The organism is Daejeonella sp. (assembly GCF_046590655.1).
GTDB lineage: Bacteria > Bacteroidota > Bacteroidia > Sphingobacteriales > Sphingobacteriaceae > Daejeonella.
The window spans coordinates 1-13,941 of record NZ_JBKJUM010000089.1 but is presented as its reverse complement, the minus strand read 5'-3'; the positions used below and the strand labels follow the sequence as shown (position 1 = coordinate 13,941).

The 13,941-nt window shown below is 39.9% G+C and carries 10 protein-coding genes; all 10 read left to right on the top strand.

Annotation, left to right across the window (positions count from 1 at the left end; all coding sequences use genetic code 11):
- Nucleotides 1-20 precede the first annotated feature (20 nt).
- Nucleotides 21-1,379 carry a PhoPQ-activated pathogenicity-related family protein gene (locus ACLL8Z_RS08375; protein ID WP_411274320.1) on the top strand — a complete coding sequence of 453 codons (1,359 nt, stop codon included), beginning with the start codon at nt 21-23 and terminating at the stop codon, nt 1,377-1,379.
- Nucleotides 1,380-1,394: 15 nt separating this feature from the next.
- The gene (locus ACLL8Z_RS08370; protein WP_411274319.1) at nt 1,395-2,297 is read left to right on the top strand and encodes an alpha/beta hydrolase fold domain-containing protein; all 903 of its coding nucleotides are present in this window, start codon (nt 1,395-1,397) and stop codon (nt 2,295-2,297) included.
- 8 nt (nt 2,298-2,305) lie between these two features.
- On the top strand, nt 2,306-3,706 hold the full coding sequence (locus ACLL8Z_RS08365) for a neutral/alkaline non-lysosomal ceramidase N-terminal domain-containing protein (RefSeq protein ID WP_411274318.1): 1,401 nt from the start codon (nt 2,306-2,308) through the stop codon (nt 3,704-3,706).
- 9 nt (nt 3,707-3,715) lie between these two features.
- Nucleotides 3,716-5,017, top strand: a complete 1,302-nt coding sequence (locus ACLL8Z_RS08360) for a hypothetical protein (RefSeq protein ID WP_411274317.1) — start codon at nt 3,716-3,718, stop codon at nt 5,015-5,017.
- A 26-nt stretch (nt 5,018-5,043) separates the two neighbouring features.
- The gene (locus ACLL8Z_RS08355; RefSeq protein WP_411274316.1) at nt 5,044-6,321 is read left to right on the top strand and encodes a hypothetical protein; all 1,278 of its coding nucleotides are present in this window, start codon (nt 5,044-5,046) and stop codon (nt 6,319-6,321) included.
- Between the two features lie 130 nt (nt 6,322-6,451).
- Nucleotides 6,452-7,822, top strand: a complete 1,371-nt coding sequence (locus ACLL8Z_RS08350) for an exo-alpha-sialidase (protein ID WP_411274315.1) — start codon at nt 6,452-6,454, stop codon at nt 7,820-7,822.
- Nucleotides 7,823-7,864: 42 nt separating this feature from the next.
- Nucleotides 7,865-9,496 carry a glycerophosphodiester phosphodiesterase family protein gene (locus ACLL8Z_RS08345; protein WP_411274314.1) on the top strand — a complete coding sequence of 544 codons (1,632 nt, stop codon included), beginning with the start codon at nt 7,865-7,867 and terminating at the stop codon, nt 9,494-9,496.
- Between the two features lie 54 nt (nt 9,497-9,550).
- Complete coding sequence (locus ACLL8Z_RS08340; RefSeq protein ID WP_411274313.1) at nt 9,551-11,716, top strand: hypothetical protein; 2,166 nt, start codon at nt 9,551-9,553, stop codon at nt 11,714-11,716.
- A gap of 132 nt (nt 11,717-11,848) precedes the next feature.
- On the top strand, nt 11,849-12,781 hold the full coding sequence (locus ACLL8Z_RS08335) for a polysaccharide deacetylase family protein (protein WP_411274312.1): 933 nt from the start codon (nt 11,849-11,851) through the stop codon (nt 12,779-12,781).
- A gap of 3 nt (nt 12,782-12,784) precedes the next feature.
- On the top strand, nt 12,785-13,672 hold the full coding sequence (locus tag ACLL8Z_RS08330) for a bile acid:sodium symporter family protein (RefSeq protein ID WP_411274311.1): 888 nt from the start codon (nt 12,785-12,787) through the stop codon (nt 13,670-13,672).
- Nucleotides 13,673-13,941 lie beyond the last annotated feature (269 nt).

Sequence of the window (13,941 nt, the reverse complement as noted above, 5' to 3'; positions counted from 1 at the left end):
AACGCAAAAAAATAATAGCAATGAATAGATTTTCATATAGAATTGGTTTCTTTTTTCTATCCTTCGTTTTTCTTTTATCCATCGCGCAGGCGCAAACAGTTATTACCCCTGCAACAGCATTGGATCATTATCTGCACAATGACGATAAGTCATTTCACTGGGAGATCAAAGAATCTTATAATATCGGCGATGTAACGGTATACAGCTTACTGCTCACCTCACAGAAATGGCGGGAGCATACCTGGACACATCAGCTAAGTATATTGGTACCTAAGGAAATTAAATATGATGGCGCACTGTTGTTTATCACCGGTGGGAGTATTAATAAAGAAAGCCTGCCTAATTGGAGTGGAAAAGGAGATGGGTTGACAGAAACCTTCGGTGCAGTAGCACAGCAGAACAATGCTATTGTTGCAGTTTTAAAACAGACACCGAATCAGCCTCTCTATAATGATCTGACAGAGGATGCTTTGATCTCCTTTACGCTGCATAATTTTAAAAAAGACGGAGACTATACATGGCCATTACTTTTTCCAATGGTTAAAAGTGCAAAACGTGCCATGGATGCCGTTCAGGAATTCACGAAGCAAAAACTGAATCAGGCTATCACCCGTTTTGTGGTATCCGGTGCTTCAAAACGTGGCTGGACCACCTGGCTTACCGGGGCCAGCGATAGCCGTGTATCGGCCATAGCCCCAATGGTAATTGATATGCTGAACATGCCTGTAAGCATGAACTACCAGGTGAAGGTGTGGAATGATTATAGTATCCAGATAGAAGATTACGTTAAGCTTGGTATCGTTCAAAACATGGGGACGGAAAGTGGCGCTGCCATCACCACCATGATAGACCCCTATTCCTACAGGAAAAAACTGACGATGCCCAAAATGATCTTTATGGGCACAAACGATGAATACTGGCCCATCGATAATATCAAGAACTACTATGATAGTATTCCCGGTCAGAATCTGTTACATTATATACCCAATGTTGGGCATGGTATGGGCGACAAGAAAGAGGCCATGACAAACCTGAGTGCATTTTTCGGGATGACACTTACAAAAAGTATTTACCCGGTATGTACGTGGAAAACCACAGAGAAGAGAAAAGGCGTGAAACTTTCTGTTAATGCAACTGCAGATAAACTTACGGATGTGATCATCTGGTCGACAGACTCAAAGGACATGGACTTTCGTAATGATAAGTGGGAATCGAAGAGCCTTGGCATAAAAAATAAGTCTAAAGTTATAGCAATACAGGCGTTTCCTGCAACTGGTTACCGTGCTTTTTATCTGAACTTAAAATACAAAAACGATAATGGTGCTGAGTATACAGAGAGTACCAGGGTATTTATGACAGATAATAAAAAAATACTTTAGTCAAACCAAATTGTAATGATATTTTATAAAAAATACATCCTCGTTTTGGGGATTACCTGTTTTGTTTCACAAGTGCAGGCACAGACAGCGGTATCAAAGCCTGAAACTAAAAGTGAAGCTTCGAAAGAAACCCCACTACCCTTGTATCGTCGGCTACTGAATATATCTTATAGCCAGGACGATAAGGAGAATATTCTGGATGCATATATACCCACCAAATATGATAATGCCAGAGTAATTGTTTACCTGCACGGCAGTGGATGGACTGGTGGAGATAAAGATGAATTTCCGGAAATGTTAATTGATGAGCTGGTTGGAAAGCGTAAATACATCGTTGTGTCAGCTAATTACCGGTTGATCAAAGATGGAAAGAACAGGTTCCCTGCCCAGATGGAAGATGTAAGCAAGATATTTTCCTTTTTATCTGCCAATGCAGCTAAATATCGTTTTAACGGAAATGAGTTTGCTTTAATGGGAGGAAGTGCAGGCGGTCATTTGGCAATGTTATATGCCTATGGGTATGATTCCGCTAAACAGGTTAAAACGGTTGTTGATTTTTGGGGGCCAACAGACCTGGCTGATAAAGCGGTACGGGAAGAGAACAAGGATGCGGATGCTAAAGTGATTAATTTATTGGGAGAGTCTGATCCAAAAGCACAGATATGCCTTGATGCAAGCCCTTATTATCGGGTTACAAAAGAAACCGGCGTTCCTACTATTCTATTTCATGGTGGTCAGGATCCGCTAGTAGCTGTTAGCCAGGCCGATAAAATGTATAAGAAGCTGTTATCGCTGAATATACCGGCACAATATGAATACTATCCAAATGAAAAACATGGTATGCGTGGTGCAGCCGGAGTTGATGTGTTTGTTAAAACATTAGCGTGGCTGAATAAATATTTTCCGGCTTTTTATTAATAGAATATATGAAAAAAATTGGAATTGTTTTGGGTATTACCTTGCTGAGCATGTTTCTGATTTTCTTCTTTAGTACTTCTTATGTTGAAAGAATTTCCTTTTATCACGAGGATTATTATCAAAAAACCACAGCACGAATCGATAGCGTTAAATCAGCAATGGTAAGAGAGAACGATTCCTTGCAAGCTGGTTTTGCAAAGGTAAGTATCACACCGGGGCTGCAAAATTTTGAAGATAATCTTTCGGAAGGGAAATTTATTCAGGTTCCACTTGCTGGTTTTGGCGCACGTAAAGGGAAAGCTGCCACAGGTGTTCACGATAGTATTTTTGTTAAAGCAGTTGCCTTAAAGGTAAATAATCAAACGCTGGCCATAGTATGTGCTGATTTGTTAATTATGCCTCCAAATATTATAGATTCAGTTACCGCCATATTATCTAAAGAGGGTATTCAGCGCGGGCAGTTATTTTTTTCTGCAACCCATACTCATTCAAGTCTTGGCGGTTGGGGTAGTGGCTTTATTGGTGAACAGTTTGCAGGAAAAGAAAGTAAAAATATTGAAAAATGGCTTGTAAAACAAATCAAGAAGGCTGTTACCTCAGCAATTGCAGATTTAAGTCCTGCCCGCATTGGATCCGGAAGTTTTGATGCTGCTTCATACACAAGGAATCGGCTTATTGGTGATTTAGGTACAAAAAATGATGAATTCAATTACATTGTAGTTGAACAAATCGGACGAAAAAAAGCAATAATTGGCTCATTTTCAGCTCATGCAACAACAATTGGAGCAGATAATATGGAGTTTAGCGCCGATTATCCGGGTTATTGGGCACGGAAAATTGAGAAAACATCGGCTGATTATGCACTGTTTGCTGCCGGCTCAGTTGGAAGTCAGAGCCCGGTCGGGAAAGGAAACGGATTTGACAAATCAAAATTTATTGGGGAATCCCTGGCGGATAGCGTGAATATGCACCTGGCCCGTGTGGTTTTAGATGACAAAGTAACTTTGTCTGCTATCTCTTTAAAAGTGCAATTACCAGAATACCATATCCGGTTAACAACAAAAATCAACCTTTCAACCTATCTAAGTAAAAAATTGATGCCGCTGCCTGAAAGTGTTTATCTGCAAGCTTTAAGAATCGGGAACCTGGTATGGTTTACTACTCCATGTGATTTTAGTGGCGAATACGCTCTTCAAATAAAAAATGCTCTGGCAGCAAAAGGTTTTAAAGCGAACGTCACCAGTTTCAATGGTAGTTATGTTGGCTATATTATTCCAGGCCGGTATTTTTATCTCGATGAATACGAATCGAAACTAATGGGTTGGTTTGGCCCCAACATGGGTGATTATACCATGGATCTAATCCGAAAGATTTCAGATATCATAACTCAAACTGAAAAAATTCAATAAGCACTTGAAATGGTTAAAAAAATATTAAAATACCTGTTTTTTTCTATTTCAGGATTTATCCTGGTCGCACTTTTAGTATTATTTGCTCCCGCAATTTGGTATCGTTGGGTCACCTATCCCCGTTTTGAAAAGCAGGTGAATGAGTTTCAGAAACTACGAAAGGAGCCAGCCGCCCTGACAAAACTTAATACTTATCGTGGAATCCTTCATGCGCATAGTTATTGGTCACACGACAGTGAAGGAACTTTATATGACATTATTCCGGCAGCAAAATACGCCGGTATTGACTTTATATTCCTGACTGATCATCCACGCGGCAATATCGATACGCTTCCACGCGGATACAAGGGATATTACGAGGGGGTTTTGATCGAACCGGGCAGCGAGAAACAGGGACTTCTCACCTGGCCATTAAATTCTACGATCATTGATTGGAATATTGATAAAGATATTGTTGTAAAAAATATTGTTTCCAGGGGTGGAATAATCTTTTATGCACATTCCGAAGAGCCGCATAATTGGGCTAATCAATATTATCAGGGTATGGAAATATACAATATTCATACGGATACCAAAGACGAATCGCTGTTTCCACATATTATTAACTTTGTGGTTAATGGTAACAAATATCGTCATTGGGCCTTACGTGAAATGTTTGATGAACAAACTTCCATTCTGGCTCTTTGGGATTCATTGAATATTAAAAGAAAAACCGTAGGATTTTCTGCTGTCGATGCACATGAAAACCAGAACATCCGGGCAAGATATTTAAAAGATGGTCGGATTGAATGGCTTGGCACTAATGCCAACGTCATCGATACCATGGAGGTGAAGTTCTGGAACAAGTGGCTTTTTCAAAAACCCGATGAAAACGGCTGGGTTTTCAAATGGATGATCGATAGTTATAGGACTAGTTTCAATCATATCACCAACTATTTACTTGCAGACACTTTATCGACAACATCACTGGCTGATCACCTGAAAAAGGGACACCTATATACTGCATTTAAAAGCCTTGGCGATGCCAGGGGATTCATGTATTATTCTATGAATGATAGAGATAGTATAAGTGGTATTCTCGGCGATTCAATTAAAATAGATCAGGTAAAGACACTTAATGTAGTTTCTCCCCTGCCCGGTCAGTTCAAGTTGATACATGATGGTAAGACTGTCCATGTTTCTTCAGATGAAAATTATCAATACTCTTGGTCAGAACCTATACAAAAGGGGGCCTACCGGATCGAAATGCATATAAAATTGAAAGGAGAATTTATCCCCTGGCTTTATTCAAATCCAATATATGTCTATTAATTTTTATTCAAGAAATCAATCATGTTATGAAGATTAAATTACTCACATTAGTATTCTTTCTTTTAATTCCGGGGTTTAACCTCAACGCACAAACGTTTAAAGCAGGCTCTGCCTTAAGGGTTATTACTCCAGAAAAATTGATACCCATTTCCGGCGGAATAGGAACACCGGAAATGCCGACAGGTAAAAAAGGCGATCTTTTTGTTCGTGCCATTGTGCTGGAAAAAGGTGCGACAAGAGTAGCCATTGTAAGTGTCGATAATCTTGGATGGCCTGCCTATCTTGGCGACCGGTCGCGCAAGTTAATCAAAGGTATTTCTCCCGGGAATGTGCTGATTGGCGCCACACATGCCCATAGCGCCCCCGATGCCTATGGTTTTACGGATGAGAAAGGAAATACAGGGGCCGACCTTAAATACCTCGACTGGTGTGTTACCCAAATAGCTGATGCTGTTAACGAAGCTGTTGCAAAACTGGAACCTGCCTCCCTTAAAACAGCTGTTGGTGAAGCAAAGGGAAAAATTGCCTATAATTATTATGCAGAGAAATTATATGATCCACGTTGCGGTATTATTCAGGCAATCGCAATTTCAGGCAAAAATAGAGGGAAACCAATTGCTACCCTTGTCAATTACGCTATTCATCCTGAAATTCTTGGTACCGCCCGTAAATTAATCAGCCCCGATTTATGCGGTCCGCTTTATGACAGGATTGAATCAAAAGTCGGCGGAATGGCAATTTTCATGAATAGTGCGCAGGGTGGAATGATTACCGCCGACAATAGACGGGAGAATGGTACGCAGGCCAACGACTGGGATGAGTGTATCCGAATTGGTAACCTGCTGGCTGATGAAGCTTTACGGATTGTTGAGCCAGCGCCTGTACAGGAAAATCCCGATATTTATTGTGCTTCAAGAGAGATCAGGTTTCCTATCGATTCAGAACTAATGCGTTATGTATTCAAGCATTCACCTTTGGCAGCTAAAAACGGTAATAATGATGATTTCTATACTGTATCAACACGCCTGAACCTTCTGAATATTGGTAAAGCCCAGGTTATAACAATTCCCGGAGAAGCATTGCCCAATATCGGTTTCTATGTGAAAAGGAACATGAAGAGCGAGCAATCCTTTCTTTTCGGCCTTACAAATGATGCATTTGGTTATATATTGACCAGGGAAGATTTTGGCAGTTTTGAGCGTTATAATTACATCAGCCGTACATCGCTTGGCGAAAAGACCGGCAATATTTATGTGGAAGAGGCTTTAAAGTTTATCAATGAAAGCCCTGCTCCTGTGAAGTAATGTCACATGTAATAAGTTTGTTCCGGGAAGCGGCATAATAAAATTAGTTTTTAAAACTTTCCTGAAAAAAATAAACAGGAAAATCACTTTAACTGTACTTAATATTTCTTTAGGTTATTAAAATAGTCTTATGAGAATAAATATAAGTCTTTTATCATTATCCCTTTTAGTTATACTAACAGGATGTTCCCTTAATGAAAGGGACAACAAGAATCAAGCTTTTGCACAGGTTGATTCATTGACCATCGAAAATATTTTCCCACTCCAATCGCAACATTGCCACGGATCATCTATAGTCGAGCTTCCCAATAAAGATATGCTTGTTGCCTGGTTTCAGGGTAGCGGAGAACGTACTGCCGATGATGTGGTCATCAAGGGATCACGTTACAATCACAAAACACGCCAGTGGGGAGAACCATTCATTCTGGCAGATGTCCCTGATTTTCCTGATATAAACCCAGTTCTTTTTATCGATGGCAAATCAAGACTTTGGCTGGTTTGGTATACGGTTATGGCCTACAAGTGGGAATCTTCTGTCCTGAAATACCGGATAAGTGATAATTATATGCAAGATTCAGGCACCCCGGAATGGAGCTGGCAGGATATGATCCACATTAAACCTGATGGACACTCTCCTGATGGTATTGGAAAAAACGATCAGTATGTTAAAACACTCATAAGAAAATATGACGACTATTACCAACATCTGGTGTCATCCGGCTATTTTAAAAATAAGGATGCCGGAGTAATAACAAAAGAAATGTGGGACAATGCTCGTAACCACTCTCTCGATAATGCCAGGGGAGTTAACCTTATGAGTAATGGTACAGACATTAATGATAAGGGTGAAAAAATAAAAACTCAACTGGGCTATCCACTAATGCGGAGAATAGGCTGGCAAAGCCGTAATAAGCCTCTTATCATCGGAAACCGGATGTTATTACCGCTTTATTCTGACGGGTTTGATTTTTCCATGATTGCGATTTCCGACAATTGGGGGAAAACATGGCAGTTCAGTGAACCAATAATTGGTGCCGGTGCTGTTCAACCTGCCCTTGCTTTGGGCAAAGATAGTTCCATTGTTGCCTTAATGCGCGACAATGGCCCCCCTCCGCAGCGATTAATGAAAAGCATTTCACAAGACCGTGGCAAAACATGGAGTATTGTGGAAGACTCGGATATTCCCAATCCGGGAACCGCCGCTGATGTTATCGTTCTAAAAAGCGGTAACTGGATTATTGTCCATAATGATATTGATGAGGGAAGGCATCGCCTTTCCATCTGGCTTTCAAAAGATGAAGGAAAGACATGGACACACAGGAAAATACTGATTAACGGGCGGCCTGGAAGTGCAATTAGAGGTCACTACCCGGCTATTATACAGGGATCTGACGAGACAATACATATCTCATTTACAAATCAGATTGCTGGTATTGAAGGTCAGCCTGAAGTAAAAAATATTGCTCATGCAAGCTTCTCTGAAAAGTGGCTCATTGAGTAAGCAGATAAAGATTTATTTCCCGGCTTTTTAAATAAAAAAAATATGTGTTTACAAAAAACTATCGTAGCTGCCTTTCTTTCCTGTTTAGCGTTTGTTGCCATGGGGCAGCAAACAACAGCGCCACTTCCAGTATCAAAGAACGGTTTTGTGGTAATTGCTCATCGGGGTAGTCACCTGGTTAAACCAGAAAATACATTGCCAGCAATTGAGGAGGCTATTAAGGCAGGTGCTGATTATGTAGAGATTGACCTGCGGACCACTAAAGGTGGTCACCTTGTCTTGTGTCATGATGAGACAGTAGACCGCACCACAAATGGTAAGGGACGTGTTCAAGATCTAACCTGGGAAGAGGTTTCTAAACTCGCAGTTGCGAGTAAGGACGGGAAAGAATACCGCATTCCCGAATTTAGGGAAGTATTAAAAATTTGTAAGGATCGGATTAATATCTACCTGGATTTTAAAGAAGCAGATGTAGCGGAAACCTACCGGCAGATAAAGGATGAAGGAATGGAAAAACAGGTAGTGGTTTACCTGAACAAAGTAGAGCAATATACTGCCTGGAGAAAAAATGTCCCAGCTATGCCACTCATGGCCAGCCTGCCCGAATCGGTACGGACCAGGGAAGATCTAACGATGTTGCTCGACAAAATGCAGCTGGAGGTACTGGACAATGTGAAGGATACTGCTATGTTAACGGTTGCCCGTGAAAATGGTATCAACGTTTGGCTGGATGTACAGGGCCGAGATGAAAACCCAGCAAAATGGAGCGAGGCCATGCGTAAGGGCATACAAGGCGTACAAACAGATCACCCGGAAGCGTTGGTCAAATATCTTGAACAAAACAACCTGCGTAATGGGGCCACGGTATCAAAAGTTCGCGCTCAGGTTAAGGCCATTCCCACTTATCGTACCCTTTTGGATGTTCCATATAGTTTAGCGAGTTCTGAAAATGTGATGGATGTTTACTTTCCGCAGATATACGATAGTGCTAAAGTTATTTTATATATACATGGAGGAGGCTGGACTTCTGGCGATAAAGGAGAATTCCCTAAAACCCTTATTGAAGAGTTGGTGGGGAAACGAAAATATATACTGGTGTCTATGAATTATCGGCTGATCAAAGACGGTAAGAATAGGTTCCCGGCACAAATGGATGATGTAACAAATGCTATAAAATTTCTGAGCGGGGCAGCTAAAAAATTTCATTTCAATGAAAACGAATTTGCACTGATGGGAGGCAGCGCAGGAGGCCACATGGCCATGTTATATGCGTATGGATATGATGTAAATAAACAGGTAAAAACGGTTATTGATCTTTGGGGACCTACGGATTTAACTGATAAATCTGTCAGAACACCTAACTCAGATGCCGACCGTATTTCAACAAATTTATTAGGAGATGCTAATGCTCAGGCAAAGATCAGTTTTGAAGCAAGCCCTTATTACCGGGTCACTAAAGAGTCAGCTGTACCTACTATTTTCTTTCATGGAGAGGCCGATCCGCTGGTACATGTATCCCAGGCAGAAAAAATGTATAAAAAATTAGTATCTCTTAATGTGCCGGCACAATATGAGGTATATCCCGGAGAAAAACACGGCATTGGAGGAGCGATACGGTTGGATGTATATACTAAAACAATTGCATGGATAGAAAAATATTTTCCCGCAAAATAATCCTGTAACATAGTCTGAACCAATATAGCTGATCATTATTAAAAGCGCATAAAAATGAAAAAATTTTGTTCCATACTATTATTATTGTCATTTCTTGGTTTTGCATATCATAGTTCAGCTGCTGCTGATCCGGATATTCCTTTTAAACAAGCTGTATCGGTGAAATATAAAATTCCCGCGATACTGAAAGGAGCCGAATTAAAAAAGCTGGTTATTGACTATAATGATGTTGTTTATGTACTTAGCGATAAAGGGCTATATAGGGTAAACAACCAGGAACTGGTTAAGGATCTTCGTTATACGCCCTTGTCAGGAAAAAATCCACTCGATGTTGCTGTTCAGGATGGCGCCGGTCATTTATATTATTTGTATGAAGATAAAGTGCTGACCAACGGTTATGCCGGTGTTCCTTATACTATCCTTCCCAAAGGCAAATACAATAAGTTTGCAGTTGCAGCAGATGGTTCAATGCTGTTAGCAGGTGATCAGTCAATTGGATTCATCAGAGAAAATAAGTTGTCTGAGATCGCACTGCCACAAAATGAACAGATACGGAATGTTTATATACATGATGGCATTTTTTATGCTTTGAGCAATCAGGTATTGTACCGGCTTACAGGAGATCATTTGTTGACATTATATAAAAGCAATGACATCAAAACAGTCGCTTTCCATAAAAATGAAATCATTGTTGGAACCGCAAACGGATATTATGGCATTCATAATACCAGTGGTAATCTCACATTTTCTTTACAGAATAAAGTGCCTGTACCAAACATCAATTCTTTGATGGTTGCAGGTGGTAATCTATGGGCAGGTACGGACGGCGGCGCTTTTATGAAGGAAGCGGCAGGTACATACCGGTATTATGCATCTAAAAGATGGTTAAATGACGACCATGTAACTGCCCTGGCAGCAGATAGTAAAGGAAATATGTATTGTCTTACGTTAACAGGGCTAAATAAAATCGGATTTCTGACACAAACCTTATCTCAAAAAACCGCCTATTATCAGGATAAAATCAGGCAGCGTCATATTCGTTATGGTCTTATTTCAGAAGTGTTTTTTGAAAAGCCGGGCGATATTGAAGCTGCAGAGATGAAGGATACGGATAATGATGGATTATGGACCTCCTTTTATCTCGGGAGCCAGGCTTTCCGCTATGCGGTAACCAAAGAAAAAAATGCTAAACGCTATGCCTGGGAATCTTTTGAAGCATTTGAACGATTACTCTCCGTTAATCCTTTAAAAGGATTCCCTTCAAGAACATTTGAACGTACAGAGTTTCGAAATTCAGATCCGGAAGCATGGAGAAAGTCGCAGGATCCGGAATGGGAATGGAAAGGCACAACCAGCAGTGATGAGTTTGTAGGGCATATTTTTGTCGCTGCCCTTATGAGCCAATTTGTTGCTGAAACAGACGGAGAGAAAAAAAGGGTGGCAGATTTTGTCGATAAGATCCTCACCCATATCATTGAGAACAACTATTATTTTGTTGATGCGGATGGCAAACCGACCCGTTGGGGAAGGTGGAATCCGGAATACATTAACGGGTATCCGGAATCTATCATCGACAGGAAACTGGGTAGTACAACTATTATTGCAGGACTGCAATTGGGGTATGCGTTAACAGGGAAAACGTTATATAAAACGGAGGCCTTCCGGCTGATGAATCAGCATGCTTATCTAAAAAATATTTTAATTAATTTTAATAAAATACAGGTAACACCTGGTTACACGCATATGGGGGCTACGATGGGCGATAGTTGGAATCACTCGGACGATGAAATGGCTTTCCTTACTTACTGGGTGCTTTACCATTATGCTTTAAATGATACCCTGAAAAAACAGTTTGCAGGCGCTATCAGAGATCATTGGACGATAGAATTACCAGAACGGAATGCTTTATGGAACCTTATTGTCAAAGGAACTGCGGATGTTTATGATAAGGAATCTACTTTATGGTATTTGCATGAATTTCCGATGGATCTGATTAGCTGGACCATTAAAAACTCGCATCGGAAAGATCTTGTTTTTCTTCCCAGGAATCTACGTGAGCAACATACTAAAAAATTACTTCCTTCGGGAGAGCAGCCTATGCACCGGCATAATGCCAATCCTTTTGACCTTGATGGAGGTGATGGCGGACACTCCGAGCTTGCCGGCGATGAGTATCTCCTGCCTTATTGGATGGCCCGGTACCTAAATGTGATAAAATAACCTGTTCCTGAACATGACTACAAAGCTTTTTATATTGATTTAAAGAATAAGAATCCTAATGGCGGATTATATACCGTTCTTTAGTATCTGTACAAAAACTCTCAAGATTAAGTAAAACTTAAGAAAATAAACATGAATTATAAAACAGTATTCCCCGTAATCCTTTTCGCTTTTTCATTAAACTCCTATTCACAGAGCCTGTCAGTAAAGTTAGGGTATAATGCAAACGATCGCATTTTAATTATCAATAATGACGATGCCGGAATGAGCCATTCTTCAAACACAGGCACATTTGAAGGTTTTGAAAAAGGAGTAATCACTTCGTCAACCATCATGGTGCCCTGCCCCTGGTTTTCCGAAATCGCTGAATATGCCAAAGCGAACCCAAACAGAGATTTCGGAATACATTTAACTTTAACATCCGAATGGAAATATTATAGATGGACAGGAATTGCCCCTAAAGAAAGCGTAAAAGGATTATATGACCCAAATGGTTATTTATGGAGGAGCGTAGAAGACGTTTATAAACATGCTACCCCTAAAGAAGCACTTATAGAAGGCCGGGCTCAAATTCAAAGGGCTTTGGATGCTGGAATTAAGATTACTCATATTGACTCTCATATGGGTACTTATCAATTAAATCCGGAGTATATGAAAATTTATTTTCAATTAGCCAGCGAATTCAACCTTCCACTACGTATGGCATCTCAAAAAACCATGGAGAAATTTGGTTTTGGGAATTTGAGAAAAGAATATGCTGAAAAAGGCCTGGTATTTACCGATTATTTCATCTATGATGAACTTCAGAATTACAAGGAGGTAAAATCATTTTGGACGGATATTATCAAGAACTTAAAACCGGGTGTAACTGAGCTATATATTCATGCTTCAACGATGAGTGATGAGCTAAAATCTATTACTTATAGTTCAAAAACCAGAGCCGAAGAAGCACAACTTTTTACTGATGATAAGGAATTTAAGGAGCTGTTAGAAAAGGAAAACATTAAGCTCATCAGTTACAGGCCCTTACTTAATTTACAAAGAAAAACTCCTCTAACTAATTAAATTATGGAATCATCAGTACTCACTGCTTTATTAATGCCAATAGCCTTGGGAGTTATTATGTTAGGTCTGGGTTTATCCCTGCAAATTGCTGATTTTAAAAGAGTTGTGTTATATCCAAAAGCAGTGGTTGTGGGTTTATGTTGTCAGTTAATCCTGCTTCCAGCCATTTGTTTTGGATTAACTCTGTCTTTTGGTTTAACACCCGAATTGGCAGTTGGCTTAATGCTGCTTGCAGCTTCTCCGGGCGGGCCTACCGCAAACCTATATAGTCATCTTTTTAATGGGGACGTAGCATTAAACATTACTTTAACAGCAGTTAACAGTGTATTAGCACTTTTTACTCTTCCGTTAATCGTAAATATGTCTATTCACTATTTTATGAAATCAGGGCAAATTGTTCCGATGGAATTTCAAAAAGTATTAGAAATCTTTCTTATAGTCTTAATTCCGGTTTCTATTGGAATGTTCATGAAATCAAGATTACCTCATATTACCAATAAAATCGAAAAAACGGTTAAGATTCTATCTGCCATATTTTTGGTTTTAATTATTGTGGCAGTTATTCTAAAAGAGAAAGAAAATATAGGTTCCTATTTTAAACAGGCTGGTTTATCTTCTCTGACATTTAATATTATAAGTTTGGTTCTTGCATTCTCATTAGCCAAATTATTTAAAATAGAACATCGGCAATCTATCGCTATCGCTATGGAAGCAGGCATTCATAATGGGACATTAGCTATTTATATTGCTCTCTCAATTATTGGGAATAGCATAATCAGCATTCCAGCAGTAATTTATAGTATTATAATGTTTTTCACAGCTGCCATCTTTGGATTCATTATTAATTCCTCTAAGAATGCATCCACCCCTGGTTCATTTAGGGTTTGGTGAAAAACTCTTAGCTTAAGATAGTATTGGTGTATTGCCTGGATATGTTTGGTGCAGTTCGGGGCTTTTTTGCTCGAATTTCAATCAAGCCCCCTGATCCGCTGGGAACTTCGCATGAGACGTAACACGTAGAACATAGCACGTAAAACGCAGAACGTATAATTTTTTCCTGCTTCTTTTCCAGCGACTTAGAATACAAACAAAAATTAAAAGCCGTTATATCTTGCAGGGGAAAGTGAATAGTGTTACCTTTGCAACCCGCAACGAAGGAG